We start from the raw sequence: 21,018 nt of genomic DNA on the forward strand, positions 1-21,018 counted from the left end.
GCATGTCGCTTCACGAACACCACGCCACGCTCGCCACCATCGACGATCCGTCGCACGCCCAATGGCGTGCCCGGCTCGAACTCGGCTTCGCCCGACACGGCGAGCGAACCACCCTCGCCCATCGTCTGCACGAAGGCCCGTTGCGCCTGCAACGCCCGCTCTATCCCGAAGGGACGTCCATCTGTCACGCCGTCATCGTGCATCCGCCCGGCGGCGTCGCGGGCGGCGACCGGCTCGATATCGACATCCGCCTCGATGCGAATACTCACGCCGTGCTCACGACGCCCGGCGCGACCAAGTGGTACAAGTCGAACGGCCGCTCGGCGTATCAGCGCATCGCAATCCGCGTCGGCGCAAATGCAAAGCTCGACTGGCTGCCGCAAAACAACATCGTCTTCGATCACGCGAACGCTTCGCTCGACTTCTCGCTCACACTCGACGAAGGCGCCACCGCGCTCGGCTGGGACGCGACGCAACTCGGCAGGCAGGCCGCGGGCGAAACCTGGTCGGCGGGTCATCTGCGCGCTGTTTCGCGCATCGTCGGCGCGGATGGTCAGCCGTTGTGGTTCGAACGCGCGAAGCTCGCTGCCAGCGACCCGCTGCGCGACGCGCCGCAAGGTCTTGCGAACTTCCCCGCGTTCGGCACGCTGTGGGCCGTCAGCCCGCAATGCAACGACGCGCTCGCCGAGGCACTCACCGCCCAGTTGCCCTTCGACGATTCGATTCGCGCGGCCGCATCGTGCGTGTGCGATGGCGTGATGATCGTGCGGGCCGTCGCGCGATCGATGGAAACGCTTCAGCAAGCGTTGACCCAGTGCTGGCTGCACTTGCGGCCAGTCGTGCATCAGGTCGACGCGAAGCCGCTGCGGATCTGGACTACCTGAGCAGATAACCGGGCGAATCGGCTCTACGCACCATCTTCGGGCATCGCGCCGCGCCAGTGTGGTGCAACGGCACATGCAAGCAACGGGAAAGCCTCGCCTCGCCTGCATGGCATAGCCCTTGCTGCTTATGGCGCCTCGCGAGCGCCGCATCGACGGCGCGTTGCGAAGCCCGCTAAAAATCACACGCCGAAGCTGATCGCCAACATGACCCAAACGACCGTACATCGCCCGCGCCGCGCGTGGCTCGCCATCCTGCTGCTCGCGCCGTTCCTGACGCTCGCCGCGCCCGTCGCCCGCGCGGACACGCTCGACAACATCACCAAGGCTGGCGTCCTCAAGGTCGCCGTGCCGGAAGACTATCCGCCGTTCGGCTCGGTCGGTCCGGACCTGAAGCCGCAAGGCTACGACATCGACACGGCCGCGCTGCTCGCGAAGTCGATGAACGTGAAGCTCGAACTCGTGCCCGTCAACAGCGCGAACCGCATCCCGTATCTGCAAACCAACAAGGTCGATCTCGTGATCTCGTCGCTCGGCAAGACGCCGGAACGCGAGAAGGTCATCGATTTTTCGACGCCGTACGCGCCGTACTATCAAGGCGTGTTCGGTCCCGCCGACATCAAGGTCAGCGGTCCCGCCGATCTCACCGGCAAGACGGTCGGCGCGACGCGCGGCGCGCTCGAAGAAATCGCACTCACGCAGATGGCGCCGAACGCGACCATCAAGCGCTTCGAAGACAACAACGCGACCATCTCCGCGTTCCTGTCGGGCCAGGTGCAGTTGATCGCAGCGGGCAACATCGTCGCCGCCGCCATCCTTGCAAAGAACCCGCCGCGCCGCCCGGAACCGAAGTTCGTCATCAAGAACTCGCCGTGCTTCGTCGGCATGAACAAGAACGAGCCGCGCCTGCAACAGAAGGTCGATGCCGCCATCGCGCAGGCGAAGCAGGACGGCACGCTCAACGCGATGTCGAAGAAGTGGTTCAGCGCGCCTTTGCCCGCCGATCTGTAAGCACTGCGTCGGTCGAAGCTGGTATCGTGATGCGGCCGTGCGCCGCGCGCGATACGGGCAGCGGCAACAGGGCAGCAACACTGCGCGCAGCGCCGGAATGACCCACGCGGCGCTCGCTCACGCGGGCGCCATAGGACGAATGCGATAAGCGAATGCGATGAAGCTCACTCCACGCGAAAAAGACAAACTCCTGATCTTCACGGCCGCGCTGCTCGCGGAACGTCGCCGCGCACGCGGCCTCAAGCTCAACTATCCGGAAGCCGTCGCGTTCATCACGGCCGCGCTGATGGAAGCCGCGCGCGACGGCAAGACGGTTGCCGAAGTGATGCACTACGGCACCACGCTACTCACACGCGACGACGTGATGGAAGGCGTGCCCGAGATGATTCCCGATATCCAGGTCGAAGCCACCTTCCCCGACGGCACGAAGCTCGTGACCGTCCATCACCCTATTCCGTGACGAGGCGCGCATGATCCCTGGTGAACTGATTACCGACGACGGCGAACACGAACTCAACGCAGGCCGCGCGACTGTCACCGTCACCGTGTCGAACACGGGCGACCGGCCTGTGCAGGTCGGCTCGCACTACCACTTCTACGAAGTCAACACGGCGCTCGCGTTCGATCGCGAAGCCGCGCGCGGCTTCCGCCTGAACATCGCAGCGGGCACCGCCGTGCGCTTCGAGCCGGGCCAGGAACGCACGGTCGAACTCGTCGCGCTGGCGGGCGACCGCGTCGTCTACGGCTTCAATGGCAAGGTAATGGGCAAGCTCTGATCGCTGTGCTTACGCGCGAACATTCGGGAACCTCTCAAACATGACATTACGCATTGGCCGCCGCGCATACGCGGAAATGTTCGGCCCGACGACGGGCGACCGTGTACGCCTCGCGGACACCGATCTGCTGATCGAAGTCGAACGCGATTACACGATCTACGGCGAAGAAGTGAAGTTCGGCGGCGGCAAGGTGATTCGCGACGGCATGGGCCAGTCGCAGCGCGTCGCAGCCGACGTGGTCGATACCGTCGTGACGAACGCACTGATCCTCGATCACTGGGGCATCGTCAAGGCCGATATCGGCATCAAGAACGGCCGCATCGCGGCGATCGGCAAGGCGGGCAATCCCGACATCCAGCCAGGCGTGACGATTGCGATCGGCGCGGCGACGGAAGTGATCGCGGGCGAAGGCATGATCGTGACGGCGGGCGGCATCGATACGCACATTCACTTCATCAGCCCGCAGCAGATCGAAGAAGCGCTCGCGAGCGGCGTGACGACGATGCTCGGCGGCGGCACGGGCCCCGCGACGGGCACGAATGCGACGACCTGCACGCCGGGCCCGTGGCACATGGAGCGCATGCTGCAAGCCGCCGATGGCTATCCGATGAATCTCGGCTTTCTCGGCAAGGGTAACGTGAGCCTGCCGCAGCCCGCGCTCGAGCAGATCGCAGCGGGCGCGATCGGGCTGAAGCTGCATGAGGATTGGGGCACGACGCCCGCTGCGATCGACAACTGTCTTTCGGTTGCCGACGACACCGACACGCAGGTCGCGATCCACACGGACACGCTGAACGAAGCGGGCTTCGTCGAAGCGACGGTGGCCGCGTTCAAGGGCCGCACGATTCACACGTATCACACGGAAGGCGCGGGCGGTGGCCACGCGCCCGACATCATCAAGGTGTGCGGCGAAGCGAACGTGCTGCCGTCGTCGACGAATCCGACGCGCCCTTATACCGTCAACACGCTCGACGAACATCTCGACATGCTGATGGTCTGCCATCACCTCGATCCGTCGATTGCGGAAGACATCGCGTTCGCTGAATCGCGCATCCGTCGCGAGACGATTGCGGCGGAAGACATCCTTCACGATCTTGGCGCGCTGTCGATGCTCTCATCGGATTCGCAAGCGATGGGCCGCGTCGGCGAAGTCATCATCCGCACGTGGCAGACCGCGCACAAGATGAAAGCACAGCGCGGCGCGCTGCCCGAAGACAACGCGCGCAACGACAATTTCCGCGCGAAGCGTTACGTGGCGAAGTACACGATCAACCCGGCGCTCACGCATGGCATCGCGCATGAAGTCGGTTCGATCGAGCCGGGCAAATGGGCCGATATCGTGTTCTGGGAACCGGCGTTCTTCGGCATCAAGCCTGCGCTGATCCTCAAGGGCGGCATGATCGCGATGGCGCAGATGGGCGATCCGAATGCATCGATTCCGACGCCGCAGCCCGTGCACTATCGCGAGATGTTCGCGACGCGCGGCGGCGCATTGGGACGCACGTCGCTGACCTTCGTGTCGCAGATGGCGCTCGATGCGAACATCGCCGAGCGCTACGGCCTGAGCAAGCGTATCGTTGCAGTGAAGAACTGCCGCAGCGTCACGAAGGCGCACATGATCCACAACGCGTGGCAGCCGTCGATCAGCGTCGATCCCGAGACATATCAGGTGATCGCTGATGGGCAATTGCTGACCTGCGAGCCGGCAAAAGTTCTGCCGATGGCGCAACGCTATTTCCTGTTCTGAAATGCGAACGATCGACAAATTGCTGGGCGCGCATATCAAGCTCGCGCCCGTTCTCGTCAAACGCGCGCCGACGCTGACACTCGCGTTCGACGCGCGCTGCAAGAGCCGTCTTGCCGCCACGCTCGATAGCGGCGAAGAAGTCGCGCTGCTGCTGCCGCGCGGCACCGTGCTGCGGGACGGCGATGTGCTCGTCGCCGACGATGGCGGTCTCGTGCGCGTGGTCGCGGCGCCTGAGTCGGTGTTGTATGTGCGCGCACCCGACGTGCTGACGTTGACGCGCGCCGCGTATCACCTCGGCAACCGGCACACGCCCGTCGAAGTCGGCGCCGATTATCTGAAGCTCGAATACGACCCGGTTCTCGCCGATATGCTCAAGCGCTTGGGCGCACTCGTCGATCAGGTCGAGATGCCGTTCCAGCCGGAGACGGGCGCGTACGGCGGCGGTCATCGGCATGGTCACGACGAGACCTTCGCCGAGGACTATGCGCTCGCGCAGCAGGTGTATGGCGAGCATCATGGGCATGCGCATTCGCACGATCCTGGGCATGAGCATCACGACCATACACACGGTCATGCGCATTCGCATGACCATGCTCACGATCACGATCATGACCACAGCGAGTGCGGTCACGATCATGGCCACGGTCATCACCATGCGCATCGCTGAGCTGACCGCGCTGTTGCATCTCGCGTCGCCGGCTTTGCCGATCGGCGCGTTCAGTTATTCGCAGGGACTCGAAGCCGCGATCGAAGCGAAGCTCGTCACCGATGCCGATACGGCGTGCGCGTGGATCAAAAGCGGGCTTTCGAACGTGCTCGCACATGGCGAACTGCCGTTTCTCGCGCATCTGATCGAACGCTGGCGCGCGCATGATCCCGCGGCGTTGGCGGAATGCAACCGCGAGTTTCTCGCGAGCCGCGAGTCGATGGAGTTGCGTCGCGAGACGGAGCAGATGGGCTGGTCGTTGCGGCAGCTGTGTGCATCGCTCGAATGGGGCGATGCGGAACGCCGCGCGACGCTTGCGTCGATGACGCCGATTGCGCAGCCGACGGCCTTCGCGTTCGCCGCGTTCGCGCACGACGCCGCCACGGATGCCGCGCTCGCCGCCTATGCGTTCAGCTGGGCCGAGAACCAGGCGGCCGCCGCGTTGAAGGCCGTGCCGCTCGGTCAGCTTGCCGGGCAGCGGATCATCGTCGCGTTGCGCGAGCCGATCGACGCCGCCGTCAGACAGGCACTCGCCACTTCACCCGATGACATCAACACATTCGCGCCGCAACTCGGCATTTTGTCGGCGCGGCACGAGTCGCAGTATTCGCGACTCTTTCGCTCGTAGCCTTTTGCTTTTCACGATTTGCTTTTGACGATCACCAACATGAACGCACCTCATCCGTTGCATCGCACGAAGAAATTGCCGCCGCTGCGCGTGGGCGTCGGCGGCCCTGTGGGCTCCGGCAAGACGACGCTGCTTGAAATGCTGTGCAAGGCGATGCGCGACAAGTACGACCTCGTCGCAATCACCAACGATATCTACACGAAGGAAGACCAGCGACTGCTGACGGTGGCGGGCGCGCTGCCTGCCGAGCGCATCATGGGCGTGGAGACGGGCGGCTGCCCGCATACGGCGATTCGCGAGGATGCATCGATCAATCTCGAAGCGGTTGACCGGATGCTTGGGCGGTTTCCTGACGCGGATATCGTTTTTATCGAGTCGGGTGGCGATAACCTCGCGGCGACTTTTAGTCCGGAGTTGTCGGACTTGACCATCTATGTGATTGATGTCGCGGGGGGTGAGAAGATTCCTCGCAAGGGCGGGCCTGGGATTACGAAGTCGGATCTGCTCGTGATCAATAAGATTGATCTTGCGCCGATGGTCGGGGCGAATCTTGAGGTGATGGCTTCGGATGCCGCGAAGATGCGCGGCGAGCGGCCTTTTGTTATGTGTAATTTGAAGGCCCTCGACGGGTTGGATCGGGTGGTATCGTTTATTGAGGAGAAGGGGTTGTTGAGGGTTTGAGGTTTTTTGTCTGCGACGCTGGTGGGGGTTTTGCCTTTGCGTCGTGGGCGTGCTTTGGTCGGTGTTTTTGTGTTTTCGCTGGCATCCGCGGTTTGTTTGCGTGCTTCACGCGTCGCCCCTGTGCGGGGTGGCACCTACTTTTCTTTGCCGCCGCAAAGAAAAGTAGGCAAAAGAAAGCGGCTCACACCGCCAGCCCATGTTCTTATCCACGGGCCCCCAACGTCCCCATGCTTCATTCGGCAGAGCCCTGGCTGGTACCCGTTGCCAACGCTTCGAATGAACGCCTCACCCGCTTCGAATACCCATACTCGGACGAGCGACAGCGAGTGGTATGTGCCGCCCAGGTGGCAAACTGTGTGTAGGCCCAAATACTCCATACGCCTCACTTCGGACCGATAGCACACGCGTCCAGCCTGCAAGAGCGCTACCCCATACGACGCGACAACCTACACACAGTTTGCCACCTGGGCGGCAGTGGACTGTCTGGCACGGCGTGCTGTACCGCGGGAGCGTGAAGCGGGTGAGGCGCATCGCAAGGACGCCGGCAACGGACGTGGGTCACGTGGTTGCCGTGTGAAGCGTAAGAACCTGTGGGGGCCCTCAGGCAGGAACTAGAACTGGCGGTGTGAGCCGCTTTCTTTTGCCTACTTTTCTTTGCGGCGGCAAAGAAAAGTAGGTGCCGCCCCGCACAGGGGCGACGCGTGAAGCACGTAGGCAAAACGCGGATGCCACCGCAAACACGAGCAAACGAAAACTAACGTCTGCGCCGCATAGGCCTAAAAACCCCCAAACACCGGCCAGCCGCCTCAGGCTGACAATAACGTCGTCAACACACTGACCGTCCGTGCAGTCGCCCCCCGATGCCTCGCGGCGAACGCAGAAGCCGCCCCACTCATGGCCACCCGCCGCGCCTTGTCCTCAAAAAGCTCGCGCAGCACGCGGCCCAGGTCAGCTGGATCTTTCACCTGCACGCACGCGCCAGCAGCAACAGCATCCGCCGTCGCCTGCGTGAAATTGAACACATGCGGCCCGATCAAAACAGGGACGCCAACACCACATGCCTCGATGAGATTCTGCCCGCCCAACGGCAGCAGACTGCCGCCAATAAACGCCACATCCGACGCTGCATAGTAAGCACCTAACTCGCCCATCGAATCGCCCAGCAGCACCTTCACATCACGCGGCAAATCAGGCACAACGATTTCGCCAGCAGCAGCCGCGCCCGTGGACGCCCACGCGGAACGACGAACGCATCGCAAACCCTCCTTCTCGACCAGTGCCGCAACTTCATTGAACCGCTGCGGATGACGCGGCACGAGAACCAGCAATGCATCGTCGATGCCAAGCGCCGCAAACGCCTGCAACACCAGTTCCTCTTCGCCCTCGCGCGTGCTCGCCGCCACCCACACCGGGCGCGTACCGATGGCGGCACGCCACGCCTGCCCGCGCGCCGCGAGTTCCGGAGGCGTGCTCATGTCGAACTTCAGATTGCCAAGCACGGCGACATTGCGCGCGCCAAGCGCAGAGAGCCGCGTCGCATCGGACGGACTCTGCGCCAGCACACGTGCAAACCCGCCGAACACGCCGCGCGTCGCACTGCCGAACTTCGCCGCGCGCCGGTACGAACGCTCCGACATTCGTGCATTCGTCAGCACGAGCGGCACGTCGGCGCGGCGGCATTCGTCGATCAACGTCGGCCACACTTCCGTTTCCATCACGAGACCGACGGACGGTCGCCACGCCTTCAGGAAGCGCCGCACCGCGCGCGGCATGTCGTACGGCAGATAGCAACGCAAGACACGATCGCCGAAGATCTGCTCGCCCGTTGCGCGGCCGCTCGGTGTCATGTGCGTCAGCAGGATGCGCGCGTCGGGCCGCGCCTTGAGCAGCGCCTCGATGAGCGGTTGCGCAGCGCGTGTCTCGCCGACAGACACAGCGTGCACCCAGATCAGCGGCGTATCGTCCTCGGGCACGCGGCCGCGCGTGAAACCGAAACGCTCGCCGATATGCTCGCGATAACCCCGCTCCTTGCGCGAACGGATCAGAAGACGCAGCACCGCCAGCGGCGCGATCAGCCACCAAAGCGCGTTGTAGATGACCCTCAGCATCGGGCCTCCGCGCGCGGCATCGAGAGAGGCATGGAGACGGCTGCACGTGCAGCGCCTCGCACTACATTCGCGGGAAAAAGCAGGGCGCCGCTCAAACTAGCGCCCTGCCCTTCAGGCGTTCGAGAATGCCAAGCGGCGCGCACTCCGGCTGCGCCATCGACTTGACGGGCAGGAAGAACGTCTGCTCCATCATGAACTGGCCGGACATCACCGCATGCGACGTCTGATCCGAGAAGCACACCCACACGCATCCAGGCGGGAACGGCATCGTCACTTGCGGCGACGACTTCTGGTACTCGAGATCGGCCTTCATGCCGTCGTGCAGATTCAGCATCAGATGGTCGTACTCGCTGCGCGGCGACTTGGTCACATGCAACAGATTCAGCAGCCACGCCGAGCCGGGCATCTGCGGCTTGATGCGCGGCAGGAACCGCTTCGCCATATCCTCGAACGGCTCGCCGACGCGCCACACGCGCGGCGCCCCCGTCGGATTGATGTTCGTGAACACGCGCAGGATGCGCTCGCCGTAGTTGGGACGTGACGGAAACGCGTCGACGTGCAGGCGGCTATCGTCCTTGCGCCACGACGTCTCGCGCGTTTCCACCTGATGCAGCCGCAAGCTGGTCGGCGCGACGCGTAGCTTGCCCTTGTACTCGGGAAACAGCCCGTCGACGAGCGATCGCGCATTCGATTGATAACGCGCAATCAGCGCGCGCACGGCCGACTGCGTGACGGCATCGCCCAGCACGCCATGCAGCGCGCCGCCATTCGGCTCGAGACTGATGTTCTTGCGATTCGGATCGGCCAGCGCGGGATCGAGCAGCGCGCGTTCGCCGCCTTCGATCGCAAACGCGAGATTCGGAAAATACAGCACCTTGCCGCGCTCGACGCCCGCGAGCAGCGTCTCGCGCGGCATCGACAAGCCCTGGCCGTGCCAGTCGGCGCTCGGTACTTCGATGATCTGGGATTCGTTCATGATCGCCTTTCGAAAGCGGATAAAGCTGGGCGCACTTGCGGCCGACGGCGGCGGCGCCGGATCAAGACAGCCGACGCGCATCCGGCATAGACCTGATTATGGGCTTCGGGAGCCGTGGACCGGCCGCTGGCGTCGCTGGCTAGCGGCATCGCACGATGTCCGCGCCGCCATTGCCGCACTGCGTCACAGCAGGCCGAATTCCGCCAGCGCGTACTTGACCTGCTGCAGCGTCGGCGGCTGGCCAGCCGTGCCGAGATTCACGACGTTCGGCGACCAGTAGCCGCCCGTACGCCATGAAGTGGCGAAATTGTACAACTCGACTGTCGGGCGCTTCAGCGCGGCTGCGATGTGAACCAGACCTGTATCAACTCCGACCGTCGCCGCCGCACCTTCGATCAGCCCCACCACGGCGGGCAGCGACAGCTTCGGCGGCACGATGGCGGCCGCGCCGAACTCTTTGGCGAGACGCTCGCTCGTCGCGCGCTCGGCGTCGCTGCCCCACGGCAGCACGATCGACGCGCCGCGCCGCACCAGCGCCTGACCCAGTTCGATCCACGCGGCATCGGGCCATTGCTTGTCCGCGCGAGACGTGGCGTGAACGAAAACCACGTAAGGCACGGGAAGATTCAGTTGCGCTTCGGACAGCGCGAGCGCCGCGCGTTGCGTGTCGAGGCCGAAGTCGATCTCGTCGGTGGGCTGCGGCGTCGGGTCGCCGAGTGCTGCCGCGACCAGTTGCCGCGTGCGCTCGACGACATGGGTGCGCGGCGGGATGGGCACGGACCGGTCGTAGAAGAAGCGCACGGGCCATTCGTAGCCCGCGCCGTCCGTGCGATTGCCGAGGCCCACGAGCGGCCCACGCGCCATCTTCGCGACCCACGCGGTCTTGATGAGCCCCTGGCAGTCGATGACGAGATCGTAGTTTTCGGCGGCGAGCGCGCGGCGGAAAGCGCCGATTTCGCGCCAGTTGTCGACGGAGAGGATGCGCTTGCGCCAGCGCCGCAGCGACACGGGGATAGCGCGGCGGACGCCTTCGACCAGTTCAACGAGTTTGACGAAGCTCTCTTCGACGAGCCAGTCGATCTGCGCATCGGGATGGCGGCGGCGGATGTCGGCGATGACGGGCATGTTGTGGACGACGTCGCCTAGCGACGACACTCTCACGATCAGGATCTTTTGCGCGCTCAAGAATGGGGTTGCCGGGTTCCCGGCGTGAGGATGCTTTGAAGGAACGCAATTTTAGCGCGGACTTGGTTTTGGTTTTGGTTTTGCTTTTGGTTTATGTCTGCGACGCTGGGGCGTTGGGGTTGGGTTTTTGATTTTGATTTTGATTTTTGGTTTTACGCCCGCGCTCGGTTTGGTTTTTTTGTTCTTGCGCTGGCATCCGCGATTTGCTTCTGGTTCGCAAGCGTCGCCCCTGTGCGGGGCGGCACCTACTTTTCTTTGCCGCCGCAAAGAAAAGTAGGCAAAAGAAAGCGGCTCACACCGCCAGCACGTGTTCCCATCCACGGGCCCCCTACGGCCCCACCCTTCACACGGCAACATCTTTGTTTGCATGCGTTGCCAACGCTCCAAATAAGCGCCTCACCAGCTTCGAATACCCGTACAAAGGCATGTGGCAGCGAATGGTATCTGCCGCCCAGGTGGCAAACTGTGTGTAGGTTGTCGCGGCGTATAGCTTGGCGCTCTTACAGATGGAGCGCATGCGCTATCGGTCCGAAGTAAGGCGTGTGGACCACTTGGGAGGACACACAGTTTGCCACCTGGGCGGCGGTGGACGGTCTGGCACGGCGTGCTGTAGTGCGGGAGCGTGAGGCGGGTGAGGCGCACTGCAAGCGCGCTGGCAACGAACGTGGGGCCCGTGGTTGCCGTGTGAAGCGTAAGACCCTTTGGGGGCCCTCAGGCAGGAACTAGCACTGGCGGTGTGAGCCGCTTTCTTTTGCCTACTTTTCTTTGCGGCGGCAAAGAAAAGTAGGTGCCGCCCCGCACAGGGGCGACGCTAGCAGACCAATAACATCACGCGGACGCCAGCGAAAACCCCAAAAACACCGACCAAAGCAACCCCACGACGCAGAGGCAAAAAACCACCCCAGCGTCGCAGACAAAAAAAACCCTCAGAACGGCAACTCAGCGTCAGCCTTCTCCGCCAGAATCACCCGCCGAAAATCCTCCTGAATCCGCTTGAGAGCAACATCATTGTCAGCCTCAAACCGCATAACAACGACGGGAGTCGTATTAGAAGACCGGGCAAGCCCAAACCCATCCGGATACTCGACACGCAAGCCGTCAATCGTCACAACCTGATCGGCGTCAGGAAACGTCGCACTCTTCTGCAACCGGGCGATCAGTTCAAAATTCTCACCTTCCTGAAGCTTCAACTGCAATTCAGGCGTCGAATGCGAATTCGGCAAGTCATTGAGCAGCTTGCTCGGATCCGCCACCTTCGCAAGAATTTCCAGCAACCGCGCGCCGGTATAAAGGCCATCATCAAACCCATACCAGCGGTCCTTGAAGAACACGTGGCCGCTCATCTCACCCGCCAGCGGTGCACCCGTCTCCCGCAGCTTTGCCTTCACGAGCGAGTGCCCCGTCTTCCACATCAACGGTTCGCCGCCCTTCGCCTTCACCCACGTCGCCAGATTGCGCGTGCACTTGACGTCATAGATGATCTGGGCGCCCTTGTTGCGCGACAGCACTTCTTCGGCAAACAGCATCAGCTGGCGATCCGGATAGATGATCTGGCCATCTTTCGTGACCACGCCCAGACGGTCGCCGTCGCCGTCGAATGCGAAGCCGATCTCGGCGTCCGTTTCCTTCAGCGCGCGGATCACGTCCTGCAGGTTTTCAGGGTGCGCCGGGTCCGGGTGGTGATTCGGGAAGTTACCGTCGATCTCCGTGAACAACTCGACCAGCTCGCAGCCCAGCGCCTTGAACAGACGCGGCGCAAGACCGCCCGCGACGCCGTTGCCCGTATCGACGACGATCTTCAGCGGACGCGCAAGCTTGATGTCGCTCGTGATGCGCTCGAGATACGCATCGGCGATGTCGTAGTCCTGATAACTGCCGCTGCCGCTTTCAAAACGGTTTTCTGTGATGCGCTTGTACAAGCCCTGAATCTGCTCGCCGTAGATGGCCGCGCCGCGCAGCACCATCTTGAAGCCGTTGTAGTCGGGCGGATTGTGGCTGCCCGTGACGACGATGCAGGAATCGACGCGGCGTTCGCCGCCGTCGAGCTTGAGCGGCACGCTGGCCGCAAAGTAACCAACGGGCGTCGGCACCATGCCGACGTTGACCACGTCGACACCCGCCGCGCGCAGGCCGTCCGACAGCGCCTGAATCAGTTCGGGACCCGAGAGCCGGCCGTCGCGCGCGACCACGACGGCATCGCCGCCCTGCGCGCGCACTTCGCTGCCGAATGCGCGACCGATCGAACGCGCGGTTTCGGCGTCGAGCGTCTTGCCGATCACTCCGCGGATGTCATATGCCTTGAATATGGATTGCGAGATCATGGATTGGCTCACTTACGTGCAATGGAAAATTTGGTTGACACAGCGTGGTCATGGCACTGTGCCTTGCCGGAAGCGGTCCGGATACAACTTATAATTGCGCTTTTCAGCGTCGCCTTACTGGCACCATTCTAATGCTTAGATGCCCCGGGCTCACAAAGTTGCCGCATCGTTCGTTCGGTAGGGCACGCCAATTTACAGACTACATGCACCTCCCGTGCCCGCAGACAGCAAACGGTTGCCATGCGGATGCCCGCGCTTAAGCGTTTTACGAATCCCGACGTCACGCGCGCTGTCGCAAACCTTGTCTGGCTTGGCCTGGAGCGCCTCACACAGATCGGCGTGGCGATCGCGATCAGCGGCGTGCTGGCGCGCTACTTCGGCCCGGACGTGTTCGGCAAATGGCAATACGCCAATACACTTTTGCTCGTCCTGTCGCCGATTACATGGGTGTGCGGCGCGGAGATTCTCGTGCCGACCATCGTACATCGTCCGCCTGAACAACTCGGCACCGTGCTCGGCAGCGCGTTCGCGTTGCGGCTCGCGGTGTCGGCCGTCGCGCTGTTGCTGACCTGGGCAGGCATTGCCGCCGGCGTCACCGATCCCATGGTCGGCGCGATGCTCGCCGGGCTGGCCGTCACGATGCTGTTTCGCGAGCCGTTCGTCGGCGTGATCAACGCGTGGCTGCAAAGCATGACTTACAGCAAGCCGCAGTTGCTCACCAGCATGACGACGGCTATCGCGAAGGCCCTGCTGGTCTGGCTGCTGGTGCGCGCGGCCGCGGCGCCGTCGCGTTTCGGCTGGCTGTGGGCGCTCGAATCGGCCGTGATCGGCGCCGTACTGGTCGTGTATTTCATGCAAAGGCATGGCGGCAAGCTGGGCTGGCGCTTGGACCGCGCGCTGTTCCGCCATTTTGCGACGGCGGGCACCGTGTTCTGGCTCGGGCTGATCTGCATGTACCTGTTCCTGAAGCTCGACCGCCTGATGCTGGAACGCGCGATCTCCTTCGCCGACCTGGGCCGCTATTCGGCCGCGCAACAGCTGAACGAGAACTGGATCACGCTGGCGCTGATGCTGGCGCAAACGCTTGCGCCCGCCTTCGTCTACCGCGTCCAGGACGCCACACAGCTGCGTCGCAACATGTGGCGGCTCACGGCGATGACGGCGGTTCTGATGATCGCTGGCGCGTTCGTGCTGGATCTGCTCGCGGGCTTCATCATCCGCCGCGTGTTCGGGCCGGATTTCGAAGAAGCCGTCGATATCTTCCGCTGGGCCGTGTGGCTATCCGTTCCCGCCGGCATCGAGGCGATCGGCAACCTGGTGGTCCTGAAGTATCAGGCGAAGTTCGTGTTGCTGTCGAAGTGGCTGCTGGCGCTCGCCGTCGCGTGCATCGTCAATCTGCTGGCGATTCCGCGTTTCGGCGCGTACGGCGCGCTGATCGGCCTTGCGATCGGCTATCTGGCCGCGGCGTCCGTCAATTTTTATTACATCCGTTACAAGCTGCGTCCATGACGTCTTCTTCATTCACACCGCCCGTGGGCACTGTGCCGCTCGACGACGTCGCCGTGCTGATGCCCGCCTATAACGGCCAGGCAGACGTCGAACGCACGCTGGCATCGTTCAGCGAGGATGCGCGCATTCACGTGCTGATCGTCGACGACGGCAGCACGCCGCCCATCGTCGCGCCTGCGCTGCCCAACATGTCGATAGACGTGCTGCGCATGCCGAAGAACGGCGGCATCGAACGCGCGTTGCAGGCGGGCATCGAAGCGCTCGCGGCGCGCGGCTTTCGCTACGCGGCGCGCATCGATGCGGGCGATCTGACCGTGCCGCAGCGGCTTGCGCGGCAGCGCGCGTATCTCGAAGCGAATCCGCTGGTCGGGGGGCTCGGGATGTGGACGCAGGTGGTGTCGCGCGACGGCCAGCCGCTCTTCATGCTGACGACACCCGCCGAGCCGCGCACGATCCGCCGCGTGCGCTTCCTGCGCGCGTGTTTCGTGCATCCGTCGATGATGCTGCGTATCGACGCCGTGCTCGCCGTGGGCAACTATCGCGAGGCTTACAAGGCGGCCGAAGATCTCGATCTGTTCCTGCGCCTGATGGCGCGTTACGACTGCGCGAACCTGCCTGAAGTCGGGCTGTATTACGAGCTGAACGAAGGCGGCATCAGCGCGACGAAGCGGCGCCGCCAGATCGTCTCGACGCTGCGTTTGCAGATGCGCTACTTCAACGCACTGAATCCATACGACTGGCTAGGCCTTGCGAAGAACCTGCTGCACTTCGTCACGCCTTACCAGACACTTCAGCGCGTAAAGAAACGGCTCTATGCGCCGCGCGCCAGCCTCTAAAACCCGCCCGATCCAATCTGCAACGCAAGCATGAAGCAACCCATCGAACCCGCCAGCGCGCTGCGCATCACGCTCGTCTGCAACACCGCGTTTGCGATCTATACGTACCGGCAAGGGCTGATACGCACGCTCGTCGCGCGTGGCGTCGACGTCACGGTGATCGCGCCGCGCGACCGCACCTTCGATCTGCTTCAGCAGATGGGCTGCCGCTGCATCGAGTTGCATGTGGCATCGAAAGGCACGAATCCGCGCGACGATCTGCGCACGCTGTGGTCGCTGTACCGGCTGTATCGCGAGATCCGGCCGCATGTCGTGTTTCACTACACGATCAAGCCGAATATCTACGGAACGATTGCGGCGAAGCTGGCAGGCGTCGATTCGGTTGCCGTCACGACGGGCCTCGGCTATGTTTTCATCCAGAAGAGCCGCGCGGCGCAAATCGCCAAGCTGATGTACCGTTTTGCATTCCGTTTTCCGCGCGAAATATGGTTTCTGAATAAGGACGATGAAGCGGCGTTTCGCGACCAGCAATTGCTTGCGCATCCCGAGCGCGCGCGCCTGCTGCATGGCGAAGGCGTGGATCTCGAGCAATTTTCTTTCACGCCATTGCATCGGCATGAAAATAGGCAGGATGCATTTTCTTTTGTATTAATCGGCCGCCTGTTGTGGGATAAAGGCGTGGGCGAATATGTCGAAGCAGCACGGCAGTTGCGCGCGAAATATCCGCATGCGCGCTTCCAGTTGCTGGGGCCCGTTGGCGTCGATAATCCCAGCGCGATTTCGCAGGCCGAAGTCGATACCTGGGTGCGCGAAGGCGTGATCGACTATCTGGGCGAAGCGCACGACGTGCGCCCGCTGATCGCCGCCGCCGATTGCGTCGTGCTGCCTTCGTATCGCGAAGGCGTGCCGCGCACGCTGATGGAAGCATCGGCGATGGGACGGCCCATCGTCGCCACCGACGTGCCGGGCTGCCGCGAAGTCGTCGCGGACGGTGTCAACGGCTTGTTATGCGAGGCGCGTAATGTGGACAGCCTCGCGGCGAAGCTCGCGCAGATGCTCGACATGAGCGACGACGAACGTCGCGCGATGGGCGAGCGCGGCCGCGAGAAAGTCGCACGGGAATTTGACGAACGGGTTGTCGTCGAACGGTATAAAAGCCTGATCCTGCAGTTGACAGGCATATCACTCTAAAGGGAGCTCAGCATGACCACGAAGGGCACGATTCTGGTAACGGGCGGTGCAGGCTTTATCGGTTCGCACACGTGCGTGGAACTGCTCAACAGCGACTACGACGTGGTCGTGATCGACAATCTCGTGAACAGCAAGCGCGAGTCGATTGCACGCGTCGAGAAGATCACGGGCAAGAAGGTCGCGTTCTATGAAGCGGATGTGCGCGACGAGGCCGTCCTCAACACGATCTTCGACAAGCACCCCATCACGGGCGCGATTCACTTTGCTGCATTGAAGGCGGTGGGCGAATCGGTGGCGAAGCCCATCGAGTACTACCGCAACAACATGGACGGCCTGCTCGTGCTGCTCGACGTGATGCGCGCACGCAATGTGAAGCAGTTCGTGTTCAGCTCGTCGGCGACCGTGTATGGCGTGCCGAAGAGCTCGCCCATCGACGAATCGTTCCCGCTCTCGGCCACCAACCCGTACGGCCAGAGCAAGCTGATCGCCGAACAGATCCTGCGCGATCTCGAAGTCTCCGATGCATCGTGGCGTATTGCGACGCTGCGCTACTTCAACCCGGTCGGCGCGCATGAAAGCGGCCTGATCGGCGAGGATCCGGGCGGCGTGCCGAACAACCTGATGCCGTACGTCGCGCAGGTCGCCGTCGGCAAGCTGGAAAAGCTGCGCGTGTTCGGCGGCGACTACGACACGCCGGACGGCACGGGCGTGCGCGATTACATCCACGTCGTCGATCTGGCGCGCGGGCATATCGCGGCGCTCGATGCGCTCGTCAGGCACGATGCGAGCTTCGTCGTGAATCTCGGCACGGGTCAGGGCTATAGCGTGATCGACGTGGTGAAGGCGTTCGAGAAGGCGTCGGGCAAGCCCGTGCCGTATGAAATCGTCGCGCGCCGCCCCGGCGACGTCGCGCAGTGCTTCGCGAATCCCGCGAAGGCGCTCGAGGTGATCGGCTGGCAGGCGCAATACGGCATCGAGCGCATGTGCGCCGACCATTGGCGCTGGCAGGCGCAGAATCCGCGCGGATTCGAATAAGGTCTTCCGCACAAAACGGGCGGGATGCGCATGCGATGCATGCGCTCTCCGCCTGCTGTACGGGCTGCCCGGACGGGGCCCACCCCGGCCATACGGCCCACATGGGCCAATCCCCCTTCCTCATTTCTGTGCTCCGACGCACAGAAACGCGTCCCGTCCGCTGCTTCAATGAGCGCTCATACACTGGCGCTGCGTCGTTCACACCGACCCGGCGTCACGGGAGGCACGATGAACGTCATTGCAGAAGCGGCCGCGCAGGAAATCCTCGATCATGAAACTCACCTTGCCTGCGTCATCCAGCCCGTCGTGCTGGCGGGCGGCTCCGGGACGCGCCTGTGGCCGCTGTCGCGCGAGCAATGCCCGAAACAGCTGATCGGGCTGACGGGCGAAGAATCGCTGCTGGAAGCGACGCTGCGCCGAACCCAGGGTTTGCGCGCACCGACACACGAGCATCCCGCGCCGCATATCGTCAGGACGCAGCCGACGCTCGTCGTCTGCAGCGAAGAACTGAAGCTGCCGACCCGGGAGCGGCTCGAGCGTTGCGCGTGCGAATCCCGCGTCGTGCTGGAGCCGGCGCCGCGCAACACAGCGCCCGCGTTGACGATCGCCGCGCTCACCGCGCTCGCAGACGCGCCGCACGGCGAAGACCCGATTCTCGTCGTGATGCCCGCCGATCATCTGATCACCGACGACGCCGCCTTCGTCGACACGCTGCAGCAGGCCATCCAGCATGCGCTGCGCGACGCGATCGTCACGCTGGGCGTGCCGCCCGAGCGCGCCGAAACGGGCTACGGCTACATCAAGACAGGCTTGCCCGCAGATGGGCGCGGCGCCCGCAGCATCGAACGCTTCGTCGAAAAGCCCGCGCAGGAAACGGCGGAACAGTACGTCGCGTCGGGCGAATACTGGTGGAACAGCGGTGTGTTCGTGATGCGCGCGTCGGTGTGGCTCGCGGCGATCACGGCGTGCCGGCCGGAAATCGCCGCTGCGTGCCGCGCATCGTACGAGCGTGCCAGCGTCGCGAGCGACGGTTCGCTGCAGCTCGATCGCGCCGCCTTCGCGGCCTGTCCGAGCGATTCGATTGACTACGCGGTGATGGAGCACATCGGCGACGATCCGAAGCTGATGGGCATCATCGTGCCGCTGAAGGCCGGCTGGTCCGATGTCGGCGCGTGGGATGCCGTCTGGAACATCAGCGCAAAGGACGCCGCTGGCAACGTCGCGCGCGGCCGCGTGCTGCTCGAAGGCGCGACCGACACGTATGCGCATTCGGAAGGACGGCTGGTCGCGTGCGTCGGTGTGACGGGCGTCGTGGTGGTCGAAACGGCCGACGCCGTGCTCGTCGCCGCGAAAGACCGCGTGCAGGACGTCAAGGCGATCGTGAACCGCCTGAACAAGGCGAAGAATACGGAAGCGAAGGTGCATCGAAAGGTGGAGCGGCCGTGGGGCTGCTACGACTCGATCGATCACGGCGAACGCTTCCAGGTCAAGCGCATCGTCGTGAAGCCGGGCGGGCGGCTATCGCTGCAGATGCATCATCATCGCGCGGAACACTGGATCGTCGTGCGCGGCACCGCGCGCGTGACGCGCGGCGATGAAACGTTCCTGCTGACCGAGAACCAGTCCACGTATATCTCGCTGGGTACGCTGCACCGACTGGAGAATCCAGGCAAGACGCCGCTCGAGATCATCGAGGTGCAGTCGGGCTGCTATCTCGGTGAGGACGATATCGTGCGGTTTGATGATCAGTATGGGCGCACGGGTACCTGAGCGTTCTAGGCGGCGACGCTCGCGCCCGCTTCGAGGCGGAACACCGCGACCGCCTCGCGCAGCACCACTGCCTGCGCTTCGAGCGTCTTCGCAGCGGCCGCGGCCTGCTCGACGAGCGCCGCGTTCTGCTGCGTCACTTCGTCGATCTGGCCAATCGCCTTGTTGATCTGCTCGATGCCGTCGCTCTGCTCGTGCGCGGCGCCTTCGATCTCCGTCATGATGCCCGTCACGCGCTGCACGGAGTTCATCGCTTCCTCCATCGTCTTGCGCGCGTCGGCGACGAGCGTCGCGCCCTGCGCAACCTGAGCCGTCGAATCGCCGATCAGCTCGCGAATTTCCTTCGCCGCAGCGCCCGAGCGCTGCGCGAGCGCCCGCACTTCTGAAGCGACGACGGCAAAGCCGCGCCCCTGCTCGCCCGCGCGCGCCGCCTCGACAGCCGCGTTCAGCGCGAGGATGTTGGTCTGAAACGCGATACCTTCGATGATGCCGATGATCTCTCCGACCTTGCGCGACGATGCGGTGATGCCGTCCATCGTCTGCGTCACGCGCGCGACCACGTCGCTGCCGCGCACCACCGTGTCCAGCGCGCCCTGCGCAAGACGGCTCGCGAGCTTCGCGTTGTCGGTGTTCTGCTTGACGGTCGCCGACAGCTCTTCCATGCTCGCCGCCGTCTCCTGAAGCGCAGCGGCCTGCTGTTCGGTACGGCTCGACAGGTCCGCATTGCCGGCGGCGATTTCGTTCGCGCCGAGCGTGATCGAATGCGTGCTGCCGCGCACTTTCGACACCGTGTCGACGAGGCCGTCGCGCATCTGCGAAAGCGCCTGCAGCAGCTGGCCCATCTCGTTGCGCGAGCGCACCTTGACGGAGGTCGTCAGGTCGCCTTCGGCCATGCTGCGGAAGTGGCGGATCGTCTGGTTCACCGGCTTTACGACGGCGGACGACAACCCTGCGCGCGCCAGCCCGCCAACTACGACGGCGGCCACGCCGATCGCGATGAACAGGCCCGTCGAAATAGTGAATCGCTGGCTCAGTTGACTGGCCTCGCGCTGCCGGTTGTCGGCCTGCGCGCGCTTGAGCGCGTCGATCGCCTTGGCGTAGACGCCGTAGAAACGGTCCGCCGTCTCGCCCTGGATCGTGCGGAACGTGTTGAAGTCGTTGTCGACGAGCGCCTTGTGCTCCGGCTCGATCGCCTGATTGACGAGCGCGGCGCGCGCCTGCGCAACGGTTTGCGCGAGCTTGCTCTCTTCGTCGCTGCCGAACGGGCCCGCCATGTAGACGCGGAAATCCTCGTTCGACGACTCGAGCAGCTTGTGCGCGGCGGCGAGCAGTCCGTCCGTGTCCTTGCCGACGCTGAAGAGCGTCTCGTAGCTACCGAGCGACAGACGCACCTGCAGGAGCTTTTCCGAGCTCGACGTCAGCGCATTCATCGCCGCCGATGACTGCTGCACGTTCTGCAGGCCATCGTTGGTGAACTTCAGCGCGCCCCAACCGACGCCGATCACGATCAGCAGAAAGGCCGCGAAGATGCCGATGACGAGCGTCAGTCCTTGCCGGATGGTGATGTTCTTGAGCATGAGTGTCCGTGACGTGCTGTCGGCCAGCCGGGATGGCAGCCCCATCGATGGCTATCGGCAATACGGGACGGACTCCGAATAGG

At 63.7% G+C, this 21,018-nt stretch carries 18 protein-coding genes; 13 read left to right on the top strand and 5 right to left on the bottom strand.

The annotated features are described in order from the left end of the window. Positions 1-2: 2 nt before the first annotated feature. The 8 genes from PPGU16_RS12475 to ureG all read left to right on the top strand — a co-directional run bounded on the left by PPGU16_RS12475 (position 3) and on the right by ureG (position 6,430). Positions 3-884 carry an urease accessory protein UreD gene (locus PPGU16_RS12475; protein WP_180720255.1) on the top strand — a complete coding sequence of 294 codons (882 nt, stop codon included), beginning with the start codon at positions 3-5 and terminating at the stop codon, positions 882-884. 204 nt (positions 885-1,088) lie between these two features. Then, positions 1,089-1,892 carry a transporter substrate-binding domain-containing protein gene (locus PPGU16_RS12480; protein WP_180720256.1) on the top strand — a complete coding sequence of 268 codons (804 nt, stop codon included), beginning with the start codon at positions 1,089-1,091 and terminating at the stop codon, positions 1,890-1,892. Between the two features lie 157 nt (positions 1,893-2,049). Further along, the gene (gene ureA, locus PPGU16_RS12485) at positions 2,050-2,352 is read left to right on the top strand and encodes an urease subunit gamma (RefSeq protein WP_006048588.1); all 303 of its coding nucleotides are present in this window, start codon (positions 2,050-2,052) and stop codon (positions 2,350-2,352) included. Between the two features lie 10 nt (positions 2,353-2,362). Next, positions 2,363-2,668: an urease subunit beta gene (locus tag PPGU16_RS12490; RefSeq protein ID WP_180720257.1), complete on the top strand. Its 306-nt coding sequence runs from the start codon at positions 2,363-2,365 to the stop codon at positions 2,666-2,668. Between the two features lie 40 nt (positions 2,669-2,708). After that, positions 2,709-4,415 (top strand): urease subunit alpha, encoded by a 1,707-nt coding sequence (ureC, locus tag PPGU16_RS12495; RefSeq protein ID WP_180720258.1) that lies wholly within the window; start codon positions 2,709-2,711, stop codon positions 4,413-4,415. A 1-nt stretch (position 4,416) separates the two neighbouring features. Further along, complete coding sequence (ureE, locus tag PPGU16_RS12500) at positions 4,417-5,082, top strand: urease accessory protein UreE (protein WP_180720259.1); 666 nt, start codon at positions 4,417-4,419, stop codon at positions 5,080-5,082. Continuing rightward, entirely contained in the window at positions 5,069-5,749 is a 681-nt protein-coding gene (locus tag PPGU16_RS12505) for an urease accessory protein UreF (protein ID WP_180722623.1), read from the top strand. Before ureE ends, PPGU16_RS12505 begins: the two co-directional genes overlap by 14 nt. A 39-nt stretch (positions 5,750-5,788) precedes the next feature. After that, positions 5,789-6,430: an urease accessory protein UreG gene (ureG, locus tag PPGU16_RS12510; RefSeq protein WP_180722624.1), complete on the top strand. Its 642-nt coding sequence runs from the start codon at positions 5,789-5,791 to the stop codon at positions 6,428-6,430. An 806-nt stretch (positions 6,431-7,236) separates the two neighbouring features. Here ureG and waaA read toward each other — a convergent pair. The 4 genes from waaA to PPGU16_RS12530 all read right to left on the bottom strand — a co-directional run bounded on the left by waaA (position 7,237) and on the right by PPGU16_RS12530 (position 13,020). Further along, positions 7,237-8,538 (bottom strand): lipid IV(A) 3-deoxy-D-manno-octulosonic acid transferase, encoded by a 1,302-nt coding sequence (waaA, locus tag PPGU16_RS12515; protein ID WP_180720260.1) that lies wholly within the window; start codon positions 8,536-8,538, stop codon positions 7,237-7,239. Between the two features lie 91 nt (positions 8,539-8,629). Continuing rightward, positions 8,630-9,514, bottom strand: a complete 885-nt coding sequence (gene kdoO, locus PPGU16_RS12520) for a Kdo hydroxylase KdoO (RefSeq protein ID WP_180720261.1) — start codon at positions 9,512-9,514, stop codon at positions 8,630-8,632. A 183-nt stretch (positions 9,515-9,697) separates the two neighbouring features. Continuing rightward, positions 9,698-10,639, bottom strand: a complete 942-nt coding sequence (gene waaC, locus PPGU16_RS12525) for a lipopolysaccharide heptosyltransferase I (RefSeq protein ID WP_243460594.1) — start codon at positions 10,637-10,639, stop codon at positions 9,698-9,700. 986 nt (positions 10,640-11,625) lie between these two features. Further along, a complete protein-coding gene (locus PPGU16_RS12530; RefSeq protein ID WP_180720263.1) occupies positions 11,626-13,020 on the bottom strand; it encodes a phosphomannomutase/phosphoglucomutase in 1,395 nt (464 codons plus the stop codon). Between the two features lie 246 nt (positions 13,021-13,266). Between PPGU16_RS12530 and PPGU16_RS12535 the strand changes: the two genes are divergently transcribed. From PPGU16_RS12535 to PPGU16_RS12555, 5 genes are all read left to right on the top strand, one after another. Then, complete coding sequence (locus PPGU16_RS12535) at positions 13,267-14,529, top strand: oligosaccharide flippase family protein (protein WP_180720264.1); 1,263 nt, start codon at positions 13,267-13,269, stop codon at positions 14,527-14,529. Next, on the top strand, positions 14,526-15,365 hold the full coding sequence (locus tag PPGU16_RS12540) for a glycosyltransferase (RefSeq protein WP_180720265.1): 840 nt from the start codon (positions 14,526-14,528) through the stop codon (positions 15,363-15,365). Before PPGU16_RS12535 ends, PPGU16_RS12540 begins: the two co-directional genes overlap by 4 nt. Before the next feature lie 30 nt (positions 15,366-15,395). Further along, on the top strand, positions 15,396-16,556 hold the full coding sequence (locus PPGU16_RS12545; protein WP_180720266.1) for a glycosyltransferase family 4 protein: 1,161 nt from the start codon (positions 15,396-15,398) through the stop codon (positions 16,554-16,556). A gap of 12 nt (positions 16,557-16,568) precedes the next feature. Next, positions 16,569-17,591, top strand: coding sequence for a UDP-glucose 4-epimerase GalE (gene galE, locus PPGU16_RS12550; protein WP_180720267.1), 1,023 nt, complete (start codon positions 16,569-16,571; stop codon positions 17,589-17,591). A 228-nt stretch (positions 17,592-17,819) separates the two neighbouring features. Next, positions 17,820-19,361, top strand: coding sequence for a mannose-1-phosphate guanylyltransferase/mannose-6-phosphate isomerase (locus tag PPGU16_RS12555; protein WP_180720268.1), 1,542 nt, complete (start codon positions 17,820-17,822; stop codon positions 19,359-19,361). Between the two features lie 5 nt (positions 19,362-19,366). Here PPGU16_RS12555 and PPGU16_RS12560 read toward each other — a convergent pair whose 3' ends face one another. Continuing rightward, positions 19,367-20,935, bottom strand: a complete 1,569-nt coding sequence (locus PPGU16_RS12560) for a methyl-accepting chemotaxis protein (RefSeq protein ID WP_180720269.1) — start codon at positions 20,933-20,935, stop codon at positions 19,367-19,369. Positions 20,936-21,018: the final 83 nt, after the last annotated feature.

The sequence above is a fragment of the Paraburkholderia largidicola genome (assembly GCF_013426895.1).
Classification (GTDB): Bacteria; Pseudomonadota; Gammaproteobacteria; order Burkholderiales; family Burkholderiaceae; genus Paraburkholderia; species Paraburkholderia largidicola.